Genomic DNA, 22105 nt, shown 5'->3' on the forward strand with positions numbered 1-22105 from the left:
TTCGTGCCGATAAATGGTCGCTATTTTCCAGGTGTCAGCAGCAGCCGCTGATTGCCATAGACCTTGTCCATGTTGGTCGCCTTGAACGGGAAGCTCATGTAGCTGCCCTTCAACCAGGCCTGGATGCCGTCGGCGTAGTGCTCGCTCGCAGGGTTGCCGGACTGGCCTGAACTGTTGACGCCGATCAGCGGTTCGTCGCGGCCGAAGTCGACGACGATGCGCATGGCTGGGATCAGCCAGGTGTCGAAGTCCTGACCCCAGTGATATGCCGACACGTTCAGCGTGCTGTGATCGCCGCCCGCCGGGTAAGGGCCACGGTCCAGATAATCCTTGAGCGAATTGATTGCGGTCCGCTGGCTGACGCTCATATGAGGCGCCATCTTGGTGCTTTCGCTGGCCCAGTTGTAGTGGTGCAATTTTCCCCACTGCCATGCTGTGCGGTCGTTACCCAGACGGGCTTCGGCATAGCTCACTGCGGCGGCCAGGCTACGCGCGAGGATGGCTGGCTTATCTTCTTTTAATGCAGTCGTGCGGTCGTCCCAGAACGGGCTGTCGTCGCGCCCGAGCAGATGGTCCGCCTGCGCCGAGTAGGAGCTGTTGGCCGTTTCCACGAGTGCCTGCCAGGCCGGGCTGGTGTCCGGGCCCAGTTCGTCGAGGAACGTCTGTCGCGCGCTTTCGTGGAGGAAGGCGCCATACAGTGCGGCATCAGCCGAGCTGGCAGCCAGCCTGCCATCGAATCTCAGCAACCGGCTGTACGCTTCGCTCGCCTTGCTGCGCTGCTCGGCCGGAAGTTGTGCAATGGCCTGCTGCAGCGGCTCGAGCATTCCTGGCGCCTCGAACATGCTCTGCAGCTTGGCCACAAACGGGGAAGTCTGGTCGTATTGCATGGCGACCATGCTCTGGCTGTCGTGCCTGCCGCTGCCGGCCAGCTGCGCAATGCGTTCGGCCCGCTCGGGGTAATACCAGGAGTTGGAGAGCTGCATGCCATAGCCGCGCGGAACGGTACGCTGGTTGGCAGTACCCAGCCAGCCCTGGGCTGGGTCCTGATCGTACGGATGCAGCATCGGGTCGGCAAAACCATCCCAGTCAAAGCGGCTGTCCCAGCCTGGGGAAGGCATCAGGCCAAGGCCTTCGCGGCGATTGGGAAAACGCCCGGTCACCTGCCAGCCAATATGCCCGGCATCCGCAAACACGATGTTCAGCGGCATGGCGCGCACTTCGCGGGTTGCCTCGAATGCCTGCTCGACGGATTGGGCGCGGGACAGGTCGAAAAATGCATCAAGCGTCTTGTCCGCTTCGAACTGCGCGGTTTGCAGAGCCAATCCATAACCGCTGTTCAGCTGCAGCGGTTGCAACCCGTGCTTGCGTTCGCCCAGCACCGAATTCAACAGCGGGCCATGACGGGTTTCATGGATGGTCTCGCGCAGCGGGCGCTGGCCTTTGATGAAAAAGGTTTCCTGGCGCTCGCGTGCCGCCAGCCACTTGCCGTCAGCCTGGTAGTAAAGACGGCCGCCTTCGCGCTTGAGTTTTTCGAGAAACAGGTCCTGGTTGTCGCCCATGACCATGGTCATGCCCCAGCCGAGCTTGCCGTTGAATCCGGCGACGATCGCCGGCACGCCGGCAATCGAAACCCCGGCCGCCTGGAACTTCGGCGAGCGGATCTGGACGAAATTCCACACCGACGGCAGCGACAATGGCAGGTGCGTGTCATTGGCCAGCAGGCTTTTGCCGCTGCGGGTTCTGTGAGGCGCGATGGCCCAGTTGTTGGACGCGGCTACGCCAAGCATGTGGGCGTCAGCGAACTGGCGGGAGGCTTGGTCAAGCGCGGCAAGCCCGGGAATCTGACCCTGCAGATTCAGCCCTTTGAGCTTTTCCGCTTCCTCGAACGGCAACGGCTCGTCGGGATAGGTGGGTAATAGCCAGGCGAGCTGGTCGCTGCCAACTTTCTGCGCCAGCACCAGCGCCGCGACTTCTTCCTGCAGGTTGACCGACAGGCCGAAATTCAGCAGGCAGAACACCAGCACCGAGTCTTCGGCTTTCCAGTAGGCGGGGCGGTAACCGGACTCAGTCAGGTCCATCGGCAGCTTGTCGCGATAACGGAACAGGTATGCGTTGACGCCTCGGGCATAAACCTCAAAGAACTTCTTCAGGCGGGGCGAGGCATTGCTGTAGAGGATCTCGGCGCTTTTCTTCAGGTTGACCGCGCGCATCAGGCGGTCCATCTCCAGCACACCCGGGCCAGCCATCTCCGCCAGCCGGCCCTCGGCCATCAAGCGCAGGCCCACCATCTGGCTGAGGCGGTCGCTGGCATGCACATAGCCCAGGGCAAACAGGGCGTCGTGGAAGCTGTTGGTTTCAATCAGCGGCATGCCCAGGGCGTTGCGTCTGATGGCAACGGTTTGGGCCAGCCCCTGGACCCGGACAACGCCCCGGTCCGGGTGCACGCTATCGCTGTAACGGCTGTTGAAGAACGACTGGCAACCGCTCAGCGCCACGGCTGCGGTTAGGACAGCGGCCGCGCCCAGGCGAGCCAGAGGGCGGAATGCGCGCGGTTGCATGCAGTGGCTCCTTGCAGGATATGCAGTGGAAAGCCCGGCGGGCTGGGATCAGCGGCCGGTGTGGCGTTCAAAGGTAGAGAGCGCCGTAACGGCTGGCAACTGGTTTAACCGGTGCCGACGCGTGCGGGCGCGGTTGTTCAAGTGTTGCTGGACGAGCCGGGCAGTCCCTCATCAAGCAGCCAGCGCGCCGCACTGCGAGCAGCCGCTTTGTGCTGCAGCTCAAGTTCATTGAAGTGCGTTTCGTGCCGGCGCCGCTCGGCTCTGTCCAGCGCCTGCCAACCTGCATGGGTGGGCACTTGGGCGGTAGCGTCGTACAGCAGATGGAATACCTCGCAGCGGCCATCCTGGCTGAGTGCATGGTCGTAATTGTCCAGCAGCACCTTGATGCGGATCGCGCCCTCGATCAGCGGCAACTGGCCTTCGAGCAGGCTACCGGCGAGGATGCGCAGGTCTGCTCCGAGCTGCGCCCGATGCTGCTGATCCTGTTTGCGTTGCTTGCGCTGCAGCGACCACACCTGCCGCCACAGATGCAACGCGTAGAGCGCCAGCCCGGCAATCAGTGCGGCGGCAGGCAGAACAAGCAGGCTTGAGGTATTCATCGGGCCGTCAGGCGCCGTGGCATTTCTTGAATTTCTTCTGGCTGCCGCATGGGCAGGGATCGTTACGACCGACGTCCTTCAGAGCGTTGCGCACTGGCTCTTGATGGCTGTGGCCGCAATTCGGGCCGTGTACATGGCCGTGATCATGATCATGGGCGTGACCGTGTTCATGATCGTGGTTACAGTCCGGGCCGTGGACGTGAGGTTGCTGATTCATAAATGCCTACTGGGGAATAAAATGGCCGGGAATTATCTCGCCATTTCGCGCCACGTGCACGTCGCGCCCGAACAATAAACCGGTTTTCACCTCGCCATTGAGGCGGTAGCGAATCGGCTCGTCGGGTTTTTCCAGCAGTTTGACAATGCGCCGCAGGTGGCGCCAGAGGTTGGTACGCACCGGCACGTCGAATTCATGGTGACCATGGGCCGGGACTGTGAACCAGGTGCTTGATTCACCATCTGCCAGCAGCACCTCGTTGAGGTGCACGGTGTAATCCAGACCGCGCACCGGCAGGCTCACCCCGTTTGGATTGTCGATACGAAAGCGCAGCACGAAATGCTGCTCGAGCAGTTTGGCTTTTATGACATCGACTTTTATCAGGCGAACATCCGGTTCTTTGAAATCACCCGATACCCAGGTTGAACATCCGCCGAGGCCTGAAAACAGGCCGAAAAAAATCAGTAGGCTAAGCGTTATTTTTATCGTTTGCGCCTGGGAAAACATTTCATACTCCGAATGACAGCCCAGTGTAACAAGCTACTGTTTGCCTGCAACGTGTTGTGACCGTAAAAAAACCTGCGCCATACTGCAGGCTGAATAGGACAGGAGTGTGACCATGGCTCGTTATGAGATTGCCTTTGCCGGCCAACTGATTCCGGGGGCTCAGCCGGAGCTGGTCAAGGCCAACCTGGCGAAGCTGTTCCAAGCGGATGCTCAGCGCGTCGCCTTGTTGTTTTCCGGACGGCGGATCGTGATCAAGAGCAACCTGGATGCCGCCGGAGCCGAAAAATACCGAGCCACCATGGAGCGCGCCGGTGCTCTGGCGCTGATTCAGCCGCTGGACGAAGAAGTCGAGGGGATCGAACTGGCACCACCGCCCGCGCCACAGCCAGTCAGTGCGGCCCCCGTTGCCGCTGCGTCCGCGCCTGTCGACACGCCAACTGCGCGGTTGCGTGTGGTGCCGCGGGATGAATACATGGCGGCCTTCGCGGAGGTGGACGCACCGGATTTCGGTATCGCCCCGCTGGGCGACGACTTGCAGGATGGCAAGGCCGAACCGCAAGCGCCGGTGCTCGATCTGTCGCAGTTCAGCCTCGCCCCGGCAGGTAGCGACATGGGCGAGGCCAAGCGCGCATCCACCGCACCACCGCCCGACACCTCGCACATAAAACTGGTGGAGTAGGCTCACCAGCCTGCAGATTGCAGTCAGAGAAAGCCCGCGCAGCACTTCTTGAATTTAACGGCGCTGCCACATGGGCAAGGGTCGTTGCGGTTGACCTTGAGGGCAACCGTGGGGTCGATGAAGTACCAGCGCCCGGCACTCTGCACGAATGCCGAATTCTCACGATGAGCATGAGTGCCTTGGGCGTCCCGCCAGTGGGCGGTGAAGGTTACCCGTGCGTGTGCGGGTTGGCCCTCCAGCAACTCGTGAGTTTCCACCTCCAGGCCAAGCCAGCTGCTTTGGCTGCTCCATGCTGCGATTGCCGCCTGGTCAAGGCCTGGCTGCTGCGCCGGCAATGTGGTTGCCACCAGATAATCAACCAGGCCGAGTACATAGGCTGCGTAGCGTGAGCGCATCAAGGCTTGCGCGGTGCTTGCCGGTTTGCCCGCGTGGAGAGGCTGGCAGCACTCGCTGAGGCGCTGGCCGCTGCAGCATGGGCAGTTCGCTGGGCTCGCATCGTTCAAGGGGATCACCACCAGAATTTGCCGAACATCTCGGGATTGGCCCAGAATTTCGCATTCAACCAATCTGGAACCTGCTTGTAATCAAGTAGGTCGTAAGTGAACAGGTTGAGTGTCTGGTCGCCGCGCTGGAAGCGCTCGCTGGCCTGCAACGCCAGGGCGAAGAAATCGGTTTCCTGCCATGCGCTTGCCTGTAGATCGACCAGTACGGCCATTCGGCTGGCGTTGAGGTTGCGGATGCCACCCAGGAGCTCAAGACCGGTGCGTTTGGGCAGGTGTTCGAGGCAATCGACAACCAGGGCCAGGTCAAAACGCTGAGCTGCCAATTCGGCGGGCAGTGGTCCGGCCGGTGCATGGTCGATCAAGCACTGCGCATGAGCGGCCTGGTAAGCCGCAACGGCGGGCAGTTCGCGGGCGCCGATCAGCAGCAAACGGTTCGGCGAGTAGCGGTCCAGCAAAGCGGCTACTGCTTGTTGAGGTGTTCTAGCGGAAAAGCACTCGGTCATCGGAAGGCCTCGGCGCGGCGGGAAAGACTAACGTGCAGTTTCACTGCCGCATAGCGTGATTTTTGGGCATAGATGCCATTTAGCTATGGCGATTTTTTATGCTGGCGTCTTTAATGTTGAGGTGTCGGTTTTTGCACCGATTCCCATAGGAGAGATTTATATGAGTATCGTAAGGAAAGCAGTACCCCTGATCTTGGCAACCAGTTTTCTGACCGGCTGCGCCGGCGTTCAGAAAACCGACTGGCCGACCTGTGCGGCGATTGGTGGTGTTGGTGGTGCTGCGTTGGGCGCAATCGAAAGCTCGACGTGGGCTGGCGGTGGCGCAGTCGTAGGTGCAGGCATGGCCGCAGCCTATTGCTGGGTTCACGGCACCTCCGACGAACAGGTAGCCATGGTTGAGGAAGTTGTGGTTGAGGAAACCGCCGCTCCCGCCGAGCCTGCCGAAGCCGTACGTGTCGAGCTGGACGTGAAGTTCGATTTCGACAAAGCCCAGGTTAAAGATGGCAGCTACGGCGACATCAAGAACCTCGCTGACTTCATGACCCAGTACCCGCAGACCACCACCGTGGTTGAAGGTCACACCGACTCCGTTGGCAGCGATGCCTACAACCAGGGTCTTTCCGAGCGCCGCGCAAATGCCGTGCGTGACGTACTGGTCAACCAGTACGGCGTGTCGAGCGACCGCGTCAACGTCGTAGGTTACGGCGAAGGTCGTCCGGTTGCGGACAACGCTACTGACGATGGCCGCGCCATCAACCGTCGCGTAGAAGCTGAAGTCGAAGCTCGCCCATAAGGCGTGCTGCCCCAGGCCCGCGATCACAGGGTGCCGAACGCATCGCTGAGATCCGAGCCCTGAGGTGATAAGTCTTCCTCCGGCGTCACCCTGCTGCGGTGACGCCTGAGTTTCCAATCAGCGCCGAGTTCTTCAGCGCCAGCTGTACCGGTGAGCCGATCAATCGATCTGTAAACCCAATCCCGATACCCATTTCCCGTAAGCATCCGCCGCCGCGCTAATCGTGGCGACAGTCCGCATTGCCTGTATCAAATGCTGTTTTTTGTTGGCGCATGCTGGTTTCGGCCAGGCATATACCGTTATGGTGCCGCACAATAAAAACGTGGCGGGGGGCGAGTATGCGAACGGCGATAAATGCGGGAAAAGTGGTGGCCGGCCTGTTCTGGTTGGTCGTGATGGCGGCTCTGTTCGGCGCCTTTGCCAAGCCTTTCGACCAGGTTCTTGGCCTGCTGGGTTTGCTTCTGATCGCGCTGCATGGGGTGCAGCTCTGGCTGTTCGCCAACGTGTTCAATGGGCGCCGTGCACCCTGGCTGGACCGCGCTCAGGTAATGGTATTTGGCGTATTTCACCTGATGCTTCTGCAGCCTGGTTTGCAGCTGGCCGCCGAGTCGGACGCCGAACAAGCGCAAACGGGTGCTGCCCATGCGTAGCCTGTTGCTGCTTCTGGCGCTCTGCAGTTCCATAGCTCTCGCCGCAACCGAGGTGCAGGTAGCGTCCCATCAGATGCTGCGTCTGCCGAATGGCAGCGGGCTGTTATCGCTTGATCGACTGGAAATCGCTGACCAAGGCACCTTGCTGATTCCAGCGGGTATCAGTGAGATTCGCGTGGCCGAACTGGTGCTGGGTCGCGAGGCGCGGATTGCCATTGCACCAGGCGAGAATGCATTAAGCCTGCGGGTCGAGCGTGGCGAGTTCGGCTCTGGTGCGCAGATCATCGCGCGTGGCGCAACCGGTACGCAGCTGAAGCCGGCCTCGCCAGGCCGCACGCTGAATCTCCGATTGCAGGCGGTCAATGGATCGCCACTGCTGATCGACGCGCGCGGTGGCCGCGGGGCACCGGGTTATGCCGGGCTTGATGGTGCCGATGGCGAATCCGGTGGATGTACCTGGGGCCAGGCCACTCGCGGCCACGATGGTCAGCGTGGCGGAAATGGTCAGAACGGCGCAGCAGGCGGCCAGGTTCGCATTGAAGTCCCGGCGAGTTTTCCGGTCGAGGGGCTGCAGGTTCGCAGCGAAGGCGGAGCGGGTGGTCCGGCGGGTGCTGGCGGCAAGCCCGGACTGGGCGGCGCGAAGAAGGGCTGCTGGTTGTACAGCGCTGACGGTGCCCGCGATGGCCGCCCTGGCGAAGCGGGACAGCCCGGCAGTCAAGGTGCCGCTGGCGCTGTGAATGTGGTGCGCTTCTAGTCGCTGGCGCGCACCGCCCGGGTTTCGGCTCAGAAGCTCGGGCGGGCTGCCGCGACCGATACCAGCAGCAAACCCACGATTACGTTGATTCCCACCAGGCGGCGGATTCGTCCCAGGGCGGCGCCGCCGGCTGGCCAGTCCTCACCCGCCACCGCGCGACGCAGTTCCGGCAATTGCAGCGCCTGCACGCGCAGGAACAGCGCGAGCATGGCGATGTACAGACCGATCATGACGTGGACGTACCGCGGTGCGGTGTCGAAGCCGGCAAAGCGCATGTGCATCATGCCCACGCCCGTGACTGGCAGTACGATCACCGCCGCCCACACCCAATAGAAAAAGCGCCTGAATACGTCCAGCCACAACTTCAGCCGCGCTGGCGCGTCCAGGGTGCCGACGGCGGCGGGGCGCAGCACCATCCAGGCGAAGAACATGCCGCCAACCCAGACGAGGGCGGCGAGCAGGTGAAGGGTGTAGGTCATCGCATAGGGGGTCATGCATTGCTCCTAAAGCGGTTCTGCGCGAGGCGGATTAGCGCGCTATGATAGCGGTCGTTTGCAAACACTGAAAATTTATCCAGCGTTCTAGCCGCGCCGAGATGTCACGTCTTGAGCTTTTGCGTAGAGCCTGCAGCAGATCCGTGCCTCGACCCATGCCCAGTTCCCATGCTTAGTCCCGAACTCAAGTCCCAGATTCAGGGCGCCTACACGCGGTTCCTCGAAGCCAAGGCGCTCAAGCCACGCTATGGGCAGCGGCTGATGATCGCGGAAATCGCCAAGGTACTCGGCACCATCAAAACCGATGACGAAGGTCGGCGCTTGGGCGAACCGGCAATCGTCGCGGTCGAGGCGGGGACCGGTACTGGCAAGACCGTCGCCTACAGCCTGGCGGCGATTCCGACCGCCAAGGCAGCCGGCAAGCGCCTGGTAATCGCCACCGCAACCGTAGCCCTGCAAGAACAGATCGTGCACAAGGATCTGCCTGACCTGATGCGCAACAGCGGCCTGAGTTTCAGCTTCGCCCTCGCCAAGGGCCGCGGCCGTTACCTGTGCCTGTCCAAGCTCGACATGCTGCTGCAGGAAGGCCAGGCGCAAAGTGCCACCGCCCAGTTGTTCGAGGAGGAAGGCTTCAGGATCGATGTCGACGAGCAGAGCCAGAAGCTGTTCGTCGCCATGATGGAAAAGCTCGCCGGCAACAAGTGGGACGGCGATCGCGACAGTTGGCCCGAGGAGCTCGAGGATACGCGCTGGTCGCAGCTGACCACCGACCATAGCCAATGCACCAGCCGCCACTGTCCGAATTTTCAACAGTGCGCTTTTTACAAAGCTCGCGAAGGCATGGGCAAGGTCGATGTGATCGTCACCAACCATGACATGGTCCTCGCCGACCTCGCCTTGGGTGGCGGTGCCGTATTGCCTGACCCGCGCGATACGCTCTACGTCTTCGATGAGGGGCATCACCTGCCCGACAAGGCGATTGGCCATTTCGCCCACTTCACCCGTCTGCGTTCGACCGCCGACTGGCTGGAGCAGACCGCGAAGAACTTGACCAAGCTGCTGGCGCAACATCCGCTGCCCGGTGATTTGGGCCGCCTGATTGAGCAGGTGCCGGAGCTGGCACGGGAAATCAAGACGCAGCAGCAATTCATGTTCGCCGCCTGCGAGCAGATCGCCGAGTTCAAGCCCGGCGAGGATATGCAGGGGCGCGAGCGGCCGCGCCATCGCTTTGTCGGTGGCCTGGTGCCGGAGCACCTGCGCGAGCTGGGCATCGAATTGAAGAAAGGCTTCAGCAAGCTCACCGAACTGTTCACCGGCGTGACCGAACAGCTCAAGGAAGCCATGGACGGCGAAGCCACGATTGGCATCGCCAGCCACCAGGCCGAGGAGTGGTATCCGCTGTTCGGCAGCTTGCTCGCTCGCGCTCAGGGCAGTTGGGAGTTGTGGCTGGCGTTTACCGCGGAAGACCCGCAAGACAGCCCACCCATGGCGCGTTGGCTGACCCTGGCCGAGAGCGGCGCGCTGTTCGATATCGAGGTCAATGCCAGCCCCATCCTTGCGGCGGAAACCCTGCGGCGCAATCTGTGGAATGTGGCCTACGGTGCGCTGGTCACCTCGGCGACGCTCACTGCGCTGGGCACTTTTGATCGCTATCGGATGCGCGCCGGCCTGCCTAAGGTGGCAGTCACCGCGGTGGTGCCAAGTCCCTTTCACCATGCGGACGCCGGCGTGCTGCGGGTTCCGGACCTCAAGGCCGACCCGCGTGATGCGGTGGCGCACACAGCTGCGATCATTCGCGAACTGCCGGTGCTGGTGGAGGGTTCTCGCGGCACCCTGGTGCTGTTCTCCTCGCGCAAGCAGATGCAGGATGTGTTCGAAGGCCTGGAACGGGACTGGCGCAAGCGGGTATTTATCCAGGGCAACCTGTCCAAGCAGGAGACCCTGAACAAGCATAAAGCGCGGGTCGACAGCGGCGAGGAAAGCGTATTGTTCGGCCTGGCCAGTTTCGCCGAAGGCGTCGACCTGCCGGGTGCCTATTGCGAGCATGTGGTCATCGCCAAGATTCCGTTTGCGGTGCCCGATGACCCGGTCGAAGCGGCATTGGCCGAGTGGATCGAGGCGCGCGGCGGCAACCCGTTCATGGAAATCGCCGTGCCCGACGCATCGCTGCGGCTGGTGCAAGCCTGCGGGCGCCTGCTGCGCACCGAGCAGGATCGCGGCACAATTACGCTGCTTGATCGGCGCGTGGTCACGCAGCGGTATGGCAAGGCGATTCTCAACGCCTTGCCGCCGTTTCGCCGGGAGATCAGCTAGCGCGCATCAGTAGGATGCGCCCAACTCAGGAACCCAGGCTGTGGAGATAACGTCAGAGCCTGCGGAAGGCGGCTTGCCTGCATGGGATGTGCAGCAGTCAATTAGCGAGTTTTCGCTCCGGCGCCCATGCCGCGAGCGCCTTATTAATGCAGTGAGCGGGAGAGTTGTTCGTGAAGGTTTACACCAGGCTGCACGCCTGCGCCCTCTTAATGGCGCTTGGTTTTGCCACTGTCGCCGGCGCCGATGATAAGCAGGTGCTGTACAACTTCGTTCGCCCCCTGGACACCGTGCAAGTCACCACCTCGGACGCCTACCTGCCAAGCGTTACGGCCGAGCCGACCCCGGAGGGCGAAATCCTCCGTCGGGTTACCTACAACGTCGCCGCTCAACCCAGCCTGCGTCTGGCGCCCCAGAGCGGCGCCTGGGACTGGTCCGCACAGGATGCCATGAGCCTGCGCATCCAAAGCGCCATGGACTGGGCGCTGACCCTCGATGTGCAGATCGACAGCGCCGATGGCAAAAGCCTGAAGACTCGCATCGCGCTGCCAGCCGGCCCGGCGCAAACTCTGCTGGTGCCGCTGCGGGCGGTGTCGCCGCGCGATCAGGGCATGCGCGCCGGCGTACCCATGCCGTGGCAGCACGATGGTCAGCGGCTGCTGCTGGCGGAGACGGTGACCGGTGAGCTGGACCCGGCGCAGGTCGTTGCGGTGACGCTGTCGATGCCCCAGCCCACAGCGGCGCAGAGCATTCTGCTGGGCCGGTTCGGCGTTGCGGACGACGCGCCGCTGGCTGCGGCGTACCAGGGCATCGTCGACGGTTACGGCCAGTACACCCGTGGCGCCTGGCCGGAAAAGGTGAACAGCGACGAGCAGCTCAGACAGGCTGCGACTCAGGAACAACAACAACTGCAGAAGTGGCTCGGCGAGCGTCCTGAGCAGGACAAGTTCGGCGGCTGGCTGGGCGGGCCGCAGTTCGAAGCGAGCGGTTTTTTCCGCACGGAAAAACACGGTGACCGCTGGTTTCTCGTCACGCCCGAGGGGCATCCGTTTTATTCGCTCGGCGTCAATACGGTAACGGCGGAACAGGGCGGTACCTACGTCGAAGGACGCGAGCAGATGTTCACCGCACTGCCGAAAGACGGCGATCCGTTGGCCGCGCACTTCGGTAACAGCGACAGCCGCAGCGACACTGGCGCCAACGCGGGACGGGCATTCGCCAACGGTCGCTGGTTCGATTTTTATGCCGCCAATCTTGCCCGCACCTATGGCGAGTCCACGCCGGCGCGCTGGCTCGCGCACAGCGTGGATCGCCTGCAGGCGTGGGGCTTCAACACCCTGGGCAACTGGAGCGATCCGGGCTTCGCGCAGAAGCCGCAGATGGCGTACGGCATCCCGCTGTCGATCCACGGCGATTACGCCACCATCAGCACTGGTGTGGACTGGTGGGGCGGCATGCCCGACCCATTCGACCCGCGCTTCGCCATGGCCGCAGAGCGCGCCATCGCCATTGCCTCGCGCGACCACCGCGACAACCCCTGGCTGCTGGGTTATTTCGCCGACAACGAACTGGCCTGGGCTGGCCCGGCCGATGACCCCAACGCGCGTTACGCCCTGGCTTACGCGACGCTGCGGCTGACGACCGATGTTCCGGCGAAGCGCGCGTTTCTCAAGCAGTTGCGTGACAAGTACCGCAACCAGAACGGCCTCTCCAGGGCGTGGGGCATCAAGCTGGACGCCTGGGAGCTGATGGAAGACCCCGGGTTCCAGGCGCCGTTGCCGAGCCCTGAGTTCCCTGCGATCGAGCGTGACATGCAGCGGTTTCTCAGCTTGTACGCCGAGACCTATTTCAAGACCATCGCTGATTCGCTGCAGTGGCACGCGCCCAACCACATGCTGCTGGGCGGGCGCTTCGCCAGCAGCATTCCCGAGGCGGTGAAAGCCTGCGCCGAGTTCTGCGATGTGCTCAGTTTCAATTTCTATACCCGCGAACCGCAGCACGGTTATGACTTTGAAGTCTTGAGGGCGCTGGACAAGCCGTTGCTGGTCACCGAGTTTCATTTCGGCTCCCGCGACCGCGGGCCGTTCTGGGGCGGCGTCGCCGAGGTGTACAAGGAAGAAGAGCGCGGGCCGGCCTATGCGCATTTCCTGGCCAAGGCGCTCGAGGAGCCACAGATCGTCGGCGTGCACTGGTTCCAGTACCTCGACCAGCCCGTGACCGGGCGCTTGCTTGATGGTGAAAACGGCCACCTCGGCCTCGTCGCCATCACTGACCGGCCCTGGAGTGGCTTCGTCAAAACCGTGCGCAGCGCCAACCAGAGCGTGGCCAAGGTGTTGCTCAAGGCCGACGCGCAAGCTGAAGCCGCCAAGCCGGTCGCAGCGCCCAAAGCCGAGCCAGCTGCCGAACCTGCTGCTCAGCCGGCTGCCGAGGCTGCCGCGCCCTGATCGATAAACAGTTTGCGAAGCGTGGCCGTAACCCTAACTAGGGCCGGCCCATCAGCCAGCGGGGCTAATCGGGCCACGCCTTTGTAGAGGAGCACAGCGGTGCAGATACAGGGTTATTTCGATCTCCGGTTCGAGGCGCTCAAAGAGGCATTCGCCGCACTGTTCGACGATCCGCAGGAGCGCGGCATGGCGCTCTGCGTTCAGGTTGGTGGTGAGACGGTCGTCGATATCTGGGCAGGCAGCGCTGACAAGGAAGGCGAGCAGCCTTGGCACAGCGACACCATTCTCAATCTGTTCTCCTGCACCAAGACCTTTACCGCGGTGACCGCGCTGCAACTGGTTGGTGAAGGCAAGCTTGAGCTGGACGCCCCCGTGGCACGCTACTGGCCCGAGTTCGCCGCCGCCGGAAAAGAGAAAATCACCCTGCGCCACCTGCTCAGCCACCAGGCGGGGCTACCGGCGCTGCGCGACATGTTGCCCGCCGAAGCCTTGTACGACTGGCAGGCGATGACCACGGCGCTGGCAGCCGAACGGCCCTGGTGGGCGTTGGGTGACGGTCATGGCTACGCCCCCATCGCTTACGGCTGGCTGGTTGGCGAGGTGCTACGGCGGGTCGAGGGTCGCGGTCCTGGCGAGAGCATCGTGGCGCGCACCGCTGCACTACTGGGGCTGGATTTCCATGTGGGGCTTTCCGACGACCAGTTCGACCGGGTGGCGATCATCTCCCGTGGCAAAGGCAACCTGGGCGATGCCGCTGCCCAGCGCTTGCTCAAGGTCATGATGAGCGAGCCGGCGGCCATGAGTACGCGAGCGTTCGCCAACCCGCCGTCGATCATGACCAGCACCAACAAACCGGAATGGCGGCGCATGCAGCAGCCCGCCGCCAACGGCCACGGCAATGCCCGCAGCCTGGCCGGGTTCTACAGTGGCTTGTTGGACGGGCGTCTGCTGGAGCCTGAACTGCTGGGCGAGTTGACTCGCGAACATGCAGTGGGAGAGGACAAGACCCTGCTGACCCGCACGCGCTTCGGCCTGGGCTGCATGCTTGATCAGCCTGATGTCGCCAACGCGACCTATGGCATGGGGCCACGCGCGTTCGGTCATCCGGGCGCGGGCGGTTCGATCGGCTTTGCCGACCCGGATCGCGACGTGGCGTTCGGTTTCGTCACCAATAACCTGGGACCGTTCGTCTTAATGGACCCCCGTGCGCAAAAACTTGCGCGCGTGCTGGCTGCCTGTTTGTAGCAAGCCCGGCTAAACTGGCACAGATGAGTTTCACGCAGCCTGGTGCTGTCTCTTTGAATTGTTATGTGTGGATGACCAATGCCTGCTAAAAAATCGCTCTCGCTCGTCTTGTGTCTGTTGATCGCTGGCTGCTCGGTTTTCGATAAGCCAGAAAAACCGAAAGTCGTTGCAATGCCGCCACCTGCAGTGACCCAAGCCTGGTTGGACGATTTTGAACCGCGTTTGGTCGAAGCGATCAAGGGCAGCCATTTCGAGATGGAGCGCCGCGAGAACCTGCTGGTGGTCACCGCACCGGTGCTGGGCTCATTCAATCCGGATCGGCCGAACATGCTGTTGCCGGTCACCCTCGGGCCGATCACTCGCATTGCCAAGCTGCTGGAAGCCGACAAGACCATTGCGGCGGTCATCCTCGGCCACGCCGACAGCAGCGGCGAAGCCGAGCTGAACCGCGAGCTCAGCCACCAGCGGGCTCGGGCATTCACCTCGATTTTCCGTCTGAGCGGACTGAAACAGGATCGTCTGATGGTCAAGGGCCTGGGTTCTGACATGCCGCGCGCCGCCAACGACAGCGTTGAAGGTCGTGCGCTGAACCGTCGTGTCGAAATCCTGCTGACGTCCCAGGACACCATGAAAGCCCTGGTCGCCCGCTACAACCAGCCAGCCGCCGCACCCGTGCCGGTATTGGCTGCCGCCAAGCCCGCCGCAGGCAAGAAGGATGGGAAGGACAAGCAGCAGGTCGTTGCTGTCGATCCCGCCAAAGTCACCAAGGCCGAATAAGCCGAGCGGCGCGAGCCGTATCGCGCATGGTTGGATGTCGCGGCCTGAAAGCCTGGCAAGGTTTTCGACCTGGGCCGCGGCCGTCCACCGATACAAATCGAGGGCATTGCCGTGAGCCAAACCCTAGCCGACATGCGCCGCGACTATACCCGTGAAGGGTTGAGCGAAGCGCAGGCGCCCCTTGAACCCTTCAGCCTGTTCGAGCAGTGGTTCGCCGACGCGGTGAAAACCGAGCAGCTGCCGGTGGAGCCGAACGCGATGACCCTGGCAACGGTCGACGCCCAGGGCCGCCCGCACTGCCGAGTGCTGTTGCTGAAAGGGTTGGACGGGCGCGGCTTCACCTTCTTCAGTAACTATGACAGCGCCAAAGGCCAGCAACTGGCTGCTCGCCCCTATGCGGCGATGACGTTTTTCTGGCCCAGCCTGGAACGTCAGGTGCGCATCGAGGGCGCAGTGGAGCGGGTTACTGCCGAGGAATCCGATCGTTATTTTCAGGTGCGCCCGCTGGGCAGCCGGATCGGTGCCTGGGCCTCGCCGCAGAGCCAGGTCATCAAGGACCGTGCGGAGCTGGAAGGCCTGCTGGCGGAAACCGAGCAGCGTTTTCTCGACCAGGCGCCGCATTGCCCGCCGCACTGGGGCGGTTATCGGTTGGTGCCTGAGCGCATCGAGTTCTGGCAAGGCCGCTCCAGCCGCTTGCACGACCGCCTCAATTATCGCCGGCAGGATGATGCCTGGCTGCGCGAGCGGCTGGCACCTTGAGTCGATCAAGCGCCTGCGGGCGCTTTTTTGTGGGTGTCGACTCTACCGGGTGGCAAGTAGGCGTCCTGGGAACCATGCAGCTGCAGCGCACCCGAGGCAACCTTTTGCCTTAATTTACGGATGACAGTACTGCGCACTGCGCGGTCTAATGAGCACAGCTCACTTGGAGGAATAGCAATGCGCAAACCCAGTCTGTTGATGGCTTCGTTCACGGCAATGGCCCTGATGCTGGGTGGCTGTGCTTCAAGCCTGACCGGTGATACCTATTCGCGCGACGAGGCCCGGGCGGTACAAACCGTTCGCATGGGCACCATCGAGTCGCTGCGTCCAGTGAAAATCGAAGGCACCAAAACGCCCATCGGCGCGGGCGCCGGTGCCGTGGTCGGCGGCGTTGCCGGCAGTGGTGTCGGCGGTGGTCGTGGTGCCGCCGTGGCGGCGGTGATCGGTGCGGTCGCGGGCGGTCTGCTTGGCGCTGCGGCTGAGGAGGGGATAACCCGCGCCCAGGGTGTGGAAATCACCGTGCGCGAGGACGACGGCACGTTGCGCGCCTATGTGCAGGAAGTGGAAGAGAACCAGATCTTCCGGGTGGGCGAGCGGGTTCGGATCATGACCGTCAACGGCACCAGCCGCGTTGCTCACTAAAGGACAGTCGGGCCGGATCAGGCGAACCTGATCCGGCTTTTTTTTGCCCGGCGGTTTTGTTTATGCCGCTCGATGGTGCCGGCGACCTGTCGCTGCTGTGTGTTTGGTAATACTTCTCACCATGACACCCGTTGTCAGGTATGGATAATCGGCCGGATTATTCTGCAATGACAGAGACTTAGGTATAAGCAGGCACAGATCTGCGGGTACCCTCAATGTATGGGTGGGGCCGCTCGAACGGGCCACGGGTGGCTCGGCGAGCTCGAACAAGGAATTCATGTATGACGCTTGCGCTGATTATCGCCTTGCCGTTTCTGGGCCTGGTGCTGCCCTTGCTGGCAGAGCGGCTGGGGCGTTCTGCCTGCGCCGTGGCGGCTGCGATTGCGCCCCTGGCGGCTCTGACGCTCCTGCTGTCGCAGCAGGCGGCGGTTTTTTCCGGCGAACTGATCACCTTCAAACTCGAGTGGTTGTCGGCGCTGGGGCTGAACCTCAGCCTGCGCCTGGATGGCCTGGGTTTTCTGTTCGCGCTGCTGATTCTCGGCATCGGTGTGCTGGTCATCCTGTATGCGCGCTATTACCTGTCGAAACAGGAGTCGATGGGGCGTTTCTTTGCGTTCCTGCTGCTGTTCATGGGGTCGATGCTTGGTGTCGTGCTTTCGGAAAACCTGCTACTGATGCTGATGTTCTGGGAACTGACCAGTCTGTCGTCGTTCCTGCTGATCGGTTTTTGGGGCTCGCGTTCGGATGCTCGGCGCGGTGCACGCATGTCGTTGACCGTAACCGGTGGCGGTGGCCTGGCACTGCTGGCCGGCATTCTGCTGATCGGCCATATGGTGGGCAGTTTCGAGCTGAGTGAGGTGCTGGCCGCCGGCGAATTGATTCGCGCCCACGCGCTTTATCCGCTGGCACTGATTCTGGTGTTGCTGGGGGTATTTACTAAATCGGCGCAGTTCCCGTTCCATTTCTGGCTGCCCCACGCGATGGCCGCGCCGACACCGGTTTCGGCTTACCTGCACTCGGCGACCATGGTCAAGGCCGGGGTGTTCCTGCTTGCTCGACTGTATCCGGCGCTGGCTGGTTCGGAGTGGTGGTTCTACCTGGTCAGCATCACCGGTCTGGTAACCCTGTTGGTCGGCGCCTGCATGGCTCTGTTTCAGCATGACCTCAAAGGTCTGTTGGCCTATTCGACCATCAGTCATCTGGGCCTGATCACCTTGCTGTTCGGCCTGGACACCCGTATGTCCACGGTCGCAGCGGTGTTCCATATCATTAACCACGCCACCTTCAAGGCCTCGCTGTTTATGGCGGCTGGGATCATCGACCACGAAACCGGCAGCCGCGACATGCGCCGAATAAATGGCATGTGGAAGTACATGCCGCATACCGCATTGCTGGCCATGGTGGCGGCTTCGGCGATGGCTGGGGTGCCGTTGCTCAACGGCTTCCTCAGCAAGGAAATGTTCTTCAGCGAAACCCTCAACCAGCACCTGCTCGGCAGTTTCAACTGGGTGATTCCGGCCGTGGCGACCCTGGCCGGGGTGTTCTCGGTGGCGTACTCGCTGCGGTTCATCCACGACGTGTTCTTCAACGGCGAGCCGATCAATCTGCCCAAATACCCGCCCCACGAACCGCCGCGCTACATGAAGGTGCCAGTGGAAATTCTGGTCTTCCTCTGCCTGCTGGTCGGCATAGTGCCGGCCTATACCGTAGCGCCGCTGCTTGCCGCCGCCGCTGCATCCAGCCTCGGCGGCGAGCTGCCGGCGTACAGCCTGTCGATCTGGCATGGCTTCAACCTGCCGCTGCTGATGAGCTTCGTGGCGCTGTTTGGCGGGATCGTGGTGTACATGTTTCGTCAGCCGCTGTTTCGCTGGTACGCGGGCTTGCCCGATATGGATGCCAAGCTGGTGTTCGACCGCGGCGTGGTTGCGCTGGTCCGTGGCGCCACAGGGCTAACCCGCACGCTGGAAAACGGGTCGCTGCAGCATTACCTGGCGCTGCTGCTGGGCTCAGCGCTGGTGGTGGTGACGCTCGGGCTCGGGCCTTTGGCCAGTGTCAGCGGGCCGGTTGCGCTGACCCCAATCGACGCCATCACCGCCCTCGGGCTGTGCATTCTGGCGCTCGCAGCAGTGGCCACGGTGGCGTTTCACCGCCAGCGGCTGGTCGCGCTGCTGATGCTGAGCGTGGTCGGCCTGATGGTCGCACTGGTGTTCGCCCGTTACTCGGCGCCGGACCTGGCCCTGACCCAGCTTTCGGTCGAGGTGGTCACCATCGTGCTGCTGATGCTCGCGCTGTTTTTCCTGCCGGCTCAGACGCGCAGCGAGTCCAGCAGCATCCGTGGCTTGCGCGACTTCGTTCTGGCGCTTGGTAGCGGTTCGATGGTGGCGATGCTGGCGTACGCCGTCATGACCCGGCCGTATGACAGCATCGCCCATTACTTCTTGGAGAACAGCGTTTCCGGCGGCGGGGGTACCAACGTCGTCAACGTCATTCTGGTGGACTTCCGCGGCTTCGATACCCTTGGCGAAATCACCGTGCTGGCCATTGCCGGTGTCGGCATCTACGCCATGCTCGACCGCCTGCGCCTGTATCAGCCGAATGTCGATGCCCAGGGGCGCAACTGGGCGCGCGACCGTCATCCGCTGATCCTCGCCACGCTGTCTCGAATCCTGTTGCCAATGGCGCTGCTGATCTCGGCCTTCATCTTTCTGCGCGGGCACAACCTACCGGGCGGTGGATTCATCGCCGGCCTGGTGACCTCCGTCGCGTTGATCCTGCAGTACGTCGCCAGCGGCGTGCGCTGGACGCAGATGCGCCTGCCGCTCAATTACCACCGCATGGCAGGCGCGGGCGTGCTGATCGCCGGGCTGACCGGCGCGGGCAGCTGGCTGTTTGGTAAACCGTTCCTGACATCCGCCTTTGGCCATTTTGATATCCCGCTGATCGGCGACGTCGAGCTGGCGACGGCCTTGCTGTTTGATCTGGGCGTGTACCTGACGGTGGTCGGGGCGACCCTGCTGATTCTCGCCAACCTGGGCAAGTTGACCCAGGAACCCGCCGGCCAAGAGGTTCTTTGACATGGAAGCATTGTTTGCCGCTGCCCTGGGCATTCTCACCGCGAGCGGCGTTTACCTGCTACTCAGGGCTCGCACCTTTCCGGTGGTGATGGGCCTGACGTTGCTGTCCTATGCCGTCAACCTGTTCTTGTTTGGCATGGGCCGTTTGCACACCGGCAAGGCGTCGGTAATCGGCCACAGCGCCGAGTATGGCGATCCGCTGCCCCAGGCGCTGGTGCTGACGGCCATTGTGATCGGCTTTGCGATGACCGCATTCGTGGTGGTACTGGCCTTGCGCAGTGTCGGCGAGACCGAGACCGATCATGTCGACGGTGAGGAGGCGCCGCGATGAACCATGGCCTGATCCTGCCGATTCTGCTGCCGATGTTCGTCGGCAGCCTGCTGCTGTTCGGCGCGCGCCTGAGCCTGTCGCTGAAGCGCGTGCTGTCTCTGGCGGCAACCGCTGCACTGGTGCCCTTGAGTATCTGGCTGATGCTGCAGGCTGACCAGGGCGCGCTGCAGGTCTATGCCGCCGGCAACTGGCAGGCGCCGTTCGGCATCATTCTTCTGCTCGACCGCCTGAGTGCGCTGATGCTGGTGATAACCGCCGTGCTGGGGTTGTTCGCGGTGCTCTACGCGGTGCGCGGCGATGACGAGCGTGGGGCGAATTTCCATGCACTGTTCCAGTTCCAGCTGATGGGCATCAACGGTGCGTTTCTGACCGGTGATCTGTTCAACCTGTTCGTGTTCTTCGAGATCCTGCTGATCGCGTCCTACTCGCTGCTGCTGCATGGCGGTGGGTCTGAGCGAGTGCGGGCCGGCCTGCATTACGTGGTGCTGAACCTGGTGGGCTCGGCATTTTTCCTGCTGGCGGTGGGCGTCCTCTACGGCATCACCGGCACGCTCAACATGGCTGATCTGGCGGTGCGCGTGGCAGCGGCAGATGCCGATCAGGCGCCGCTGCTCGGCGCTGCCGGCCTGTTGCTGCTGGTGGTATTCGGGCTGAAGGCGGCCTTCCTGCCGCTGTACTTCTGGCTGCCGAAGGCGTACGCCGCAGCGACCGCGCCGGTGGCGGCACTGTTCGCGATCATGACCAAGGTAGGCCTGTATTCGATCCTGCGGGTGTATACGCTGATCTTTGGCGATCAGGCCGGCAGCCTGGCGGACATGACCCAGCAATGGCTGTGGCCGCTGGCGCTGTTGACCATCGGCCTCGGCGCTATAGGTGCGCTGGCGGCGAGCAGCCTGCATGGTCTGCTTGCCTACCTGGTGCTGGTGTCCGTCGGCACGCTGCTCGCCGGCATTGCCATCGGCACGCCCGAAGCGCTTTCCGCCGCGCTGTATTACCTGATTCACAGCACCTGGGTGGCGGGCGGTCTGTTCCTCCTCGCCGACCTGATCGCGCGCCAGCGCGGGGTCAAGCAGGCCGAGCTGGTGCAGGGGCCGGCGCTGCAGCATCCGCACCTGCTCGGCACGCTGTTCTTTATCGGCGCCATCGCCGTAGCCGGCCTGCCGCCGCTGTCCGGTTTTATCGGCAAGCTGCTGCTGCTGCGCGCGGTGGAGCCAGGCTGGCAGGCGTTGTTCCTGTGGCCGGTGGTGTTGCTTGGCAGCCTGGTCACCCTGATCGCCCTGAGCCGCGCGGGCAGTACGCTGTTCTGGCGGGTTGGCTTGAGTCAGCTTGACAGCGCCGAACTCGACCTGGGCCGGCTATTCGCCTGCATCGGTCTGCTGGTGTTGAGCCCGTTGCTGGTGGGCCTGGCCGCGCCGGTGCTGGCCTATGTCGAGGCGACCGCGCTGCAGCTGCATGACCTGCCGCTGTACTGGCGCATCGTGCAAACAGGAGGTGCTTCATGAAGCCCCGGCGTTGGTTACCGCAGCCCTTGCTCAGCCTGTGCCTGCTGCTGGTGTGGATGCTCCTGGTGAACGGCTTGAGCCTGGGCAACTGGCTGCTCGGCGCCTTTCTCGGCTGGGTGATCCCGCTGATTACCCAGGTGTTCTGGGTCGCGCCGCCGCGCATCTACAAGCCCGCCAAACTCTGCGTGTTCTTTCTTCGGGTGCTGGGCGATATCGTCACGGCCAACCTGCAGGTCGCCAAGCTGATTCTCGGCTCACCGAAAAAACTGCGGCCGACGTTCGTTGAGATCCCCATGCTGCTCGAAGACGAGCTGGCGCTGACCATGCTCGCCAGCGTTATCTCGCTGACGCCGGGTACGGTCTCCGCCGACCTCAGCGACGACCGTAAGGTGCTGCTGGTACACGGCCTGGATGTCGCCGACCCGGTCGCCATGATTGCCGAGATAAAACGCCGCTATGAGGCGCCGTTGCTGGAGATATTCACATGCTCGCCTACGTAATTCCGCTGTGCATGGCGATCATGGGCCTGGCCGTGAGCCTGACCGTGGCTCGACTGATCAAGGGCCCGGACATTCCCGACCGAATCCTCGCGCTGGATACCCTGTACATCAACGCCATCGCCCTGATCATCCTGTTCGGCATCTGGCTCGGCTCGGACCTGTACCTGGAGGCCGCGCTGCTGATCGCAGTGATGGGCTTCATCGGCACCGTCGCAGTGGCGAAATACCTGCTGCGCGGCGACATCATCGAATAAGGGGCGGCAC

General features: G+C 62.8%; 21 protein-coding genes and 1 pseudogene. 15 read left to right on the forward strand and 7 right to left on the reverse strand.

What is annotated here, in order from left to right:
- Nucleotides 1-20: 20 nt before the first annotated feature.
- The 4 genes from ACX0MV_RS06685 to ACX0MV_RS06700 form a co-directional block, all read right to left on the reverse strand.
- On the reverse strand, nucleotides 21-2558 hold the full coding sequence (locus ACX0MV_RS06685) for a penicillin acylase family protein (RefSeq protein WP_458981682.1): 2538 nt from the start codon (nucleotides 2556-2558) through the stop codon (nucleotides 21-23).
- A 137-nt stretch (nucleotides 2559-2695) separates the two neighbouring features.
- A complete protein-coding gene (locus tag ACX0MV_RS06690; protein WP_458981683.1) occupies nucleotides 2696-3157 on the reverse strand; it encodes a DUF2489 domain-containing protein in 462 nt (153 codons plus the stop codon).
- Between the two features lie 7 nt (nucleotides 3158-3164).
- A complete protein-coding gene (locus ACX0MV_RS06695) occupies nucleotides 3165-3374 on the reverse strand; it encodes an SEC-C metal-binding domain-containing protein (protein ID WP_458981684.1) in 210 nt (69 codons plus the stop codon).
- A 6-nt stretch (nucleotides 3375-3380) separates the two neighbouring features.
- Complete coding sequence (locus ACX0MV_RS06700) at nucleotides 3381-3881, reverse strand: LEA/WHy family protein (protein ID WP_458981685.1); 501 nt, start codon at nucleotides 3879-3881, stop codon at nucleotides 3381-3383.
- Nucleotides 3882-3993: 112 nt separating this feature from the next.
- Here ACX0MV_RS06700 and ACX0MV_RS06705 point away from each other — a divergent pair, with 112 nt between their 5' ends.
- Nucleotides 3994-4560: a hypothetical protein gene (locus ACX0MV_RS06705; protein WP_458981686.1), complete on the forward strand. Its 567-nt coding sequence runs from the start codon at nucleotides 3994-3996 to the stop codon at nucleotides 4558-4560.
- 23 nt (nucleotides 4561-4583) lie between these two features.
- Here ACX0MV_RS06705 and ACX0MV_RS06710 read toward each other — a convergent pair whose 3' ends face one another.
- Nucleotides 4584-5063, reverse strand: coding sequence for a YchJ family protein (locus ACX0MV_RS06710; RefSeq protein WP_458981687.1), 480 nt, complete (start codon nucleotides 5061-5063; stop codon nucleotides 4584-4586).
- 5 nt (nucleotides 5064-5068) lie between these two features.
- Nucleotides 5069-5566: a DUF6231 family protein gene (locus tag ACX0MV_RS06715; RefSeq protein WP_458981688.1), complete on the reverse strand. Its 498-nt coding sequence runs from the start codon at nucleotides 5564-5566 to the stop codon at nucleotides 5069-5071.
- Nucleotides 5567-6002: 436 nt separating this feature from the next.
- On the opposite strand from ACX0MV_RS06715, the pseudogene ACX0MV_RS06720 reads away from it, so the two are divergent.
- The 3 genes and pseudogenes from ACX0MV_RS06720 to ACX0MV_RS06730 all read left to right on the forward strand — a co-directional run.
- Nucleotides 6003-6359: pseudogene (locus tag ACX0MV_RS06720) on the forward strand (OmpA family protein); the annotation flags it as partial.
- 338 nt (nucleotides 6360-6697) lie between these two features.
- Nucleotides 6698-7009 carry a DUF1145 domain-containing protein gene (locus ACX0MV_RS06725; protein ID WP_458981689.1) on the forward strand — a complete coding sequence of 104 codons (312 nt, stop codon included), beginning with the start codon at nucleotides 6698-6700 and terminating at the stop codon, nucleotides 7007-7009.
- Nucleotides 7002-7763, forward strand: a complete 762-nt coding sequence (locus ACX0MV_RS06730) for a collagen-like protein (RefSeq protein WP_458981690.1) — start codon at nucleotides 7002-7004, stop codon at nucleotides 7761-7763. The genes ACX0MV_RS06725 and ACX0MV_RS06730 overlap by 8 nt, the downstream gene beginning before the upstream one ends.
- 29 nt (nucleotides 7764-7792) lie before the next feature.
- Here the strand turns inward: ACX0MV_RS06730 and ACX0MV_RS06735 are convergent, their stop codons facing one another.
- On the reverse strand, nucleotides 7793-8257 hold the full coding sequence (locus tag ACX0MV_RS06735) for a CopD family protein (protein ID WP_458981691.1): 465 nt from the start codon (nucleotides 8255-8257) through the stop codon (nucleotides 7793-7795).
- Nucleotides 8258-8425: 168 nt separating this feature from the next.
- Between ACX0MV_RS06735 and dinG the strand changes: the two genes are divergently transcribed.
- The 11 genes from dinG (at nucleotide 8426) to ACX0MV_RS06790 (ending at nucleotide 22095) form a co-directional block, all read left to right on the forward strand.
- Entirely contained in the window at nucleotides 8426-10570 is a 2145-nt protein-coding gene (gene dinG / locus ACX0MV_RS06740; RefSeq protein WP_458981692.1) for an ATP-dependent DNA helicase DinG, read from the forward strand.
- Nucleotides 10571-10779: 209 nt separating this feature from the next.
- Complete coding sequence (locus ACX0MV_RS06745) at nucleotides 10780-13011, forward strand: beta-agarase (protein WP_458981782.1); 2232 nt, start codon at nucleotides 10780-10782, stop codon at nucleotides 13009-13011.
- 99 nt (nucleotides 13012-13110) lie between these two features.
- A complete protein-coding gene (locus tag ACX0MV_RS06750) occupies nucleotides 13111-14256 on the forward strand; it encodes a serine hydrolase domain-containing protein (protein ID WP_458981693.1) in 1146 nt (381 codons plus the stop codon).
- A gap of 78 nt (nucleotides 14257-14334) precedes the next feature.
- Nucleotides 14335-15033: an OmpA family protein gene (locus ACX0MV_RS06755; RefSeq protein WP_458981694.1), complete on the forward strand. Its 699-nt coding sequence runs from the start codon at nucleotides 14335-14337 to the stop codon at nucleotides 15031-15033.
- A 111-nt stretch (nucleotides 15034-15144) separates the two neighbouring features.
- Nucleotides 15145-15792 (forward strand): pyridoxamine 5'-phosphate oxidase, encoded by a 648-nt coding sequence (gene pdxH / locus ACX0MV_RS06760; protein WP_458981695.1) that lies wholly within the window; start codon nucleotides 15145-15147, stop codon nucleotides 15790-15792.
- A 177-nt stretch (nucleotides 15793-15969) separates the two neighbouring features.
- Nucleotides 15970-16434: an outer membrane lipoprotein gene (locus tag ACX0MV_RS06765; protein ID WP_458981696.1), complete on the forward strand. Its 465-nt coding sequence runs from the start codon at nucleotides 15970-15972 to the stop codon at nucleotides 16432-16434.
- Nucleotides 16435-16715: 281 nt separating this feature from the next.
- A complete protein-coding gene (locus tag ACX0MV_RS06770) occupies nucleotides 16716-19508 on the forward strand; it encodes a monovalent cation/H+ antiporter subunit A (protein WP_458981697.1) in 2793 nt (930 codons plus the stop codon).
- A gap of 1 nt (nucleotide 19509) precedes the next feature.
- On the forward strand, nucleotides 19510-19839 hold the full coding sequence (locus ACX0MV_RS06775) for a Na+/H+ antiporter subunit C (protein ID WP_458981698.1): 330 nt from the start codon (nucleotides 19510-19512) through the stop codon (nucleotides 19837-19839).
- The gene (locus ACX0MV_RS06780; protein ID WP_458981699.1) at nucleotides 19836-21341 is read left to right on the forward strand and encodes a monovalent cation/H+ antiporter subunit D; all 1506 of its coding nucleotides are present in this window, start codon (nucleotides 19836-19838) and stop codon (nucleotides 21339-21341) included. Before ACX0MV_RS06775 ends, ACX0MV_RS06780 begins: the two co-directional genes overlap by 4 nt.
- The gene (locus ACX0MV_RS06785; protein WP_458981700.1) at nucleotides 21338-21841 is read left to right on the forward strand and encodes a Na+/H+ antiporter subunit E; all 504 of its coding nucleotides are present in this window, start codon (nucleotides 21338-21340) and stop codon (nucleotides 21839-21841) included. The genes ACX0MV_RS06780 and ACX0MV_RS06785 overlap by 4 nt, the downstream gene beginning before the upstream one ends.
- Nucleotides 21826-22095 carry a K+/H+ antiporter subunit F gene (locus ACX0MV_RS06790; RefSeq protein WP_458981701.1) on the forward strand — a complete coding sequence of 90 codons (270 nt, stop codon included), beginning with the start codon at nucleotides 21826-21828 and terminating at the stop codon, nucleotides 22093-22095. The genes ACX0MV_RS06785 and ACX0MV_RS06790 overlap by 16 nt, the downstream gene beginning before the upstream one ends.
- Nucleotides 22096-22105 lie beyond the last annotated feature (10 nt).

This window comes from Pseudomonas cistanchae, from assembly GCF_054483635.1.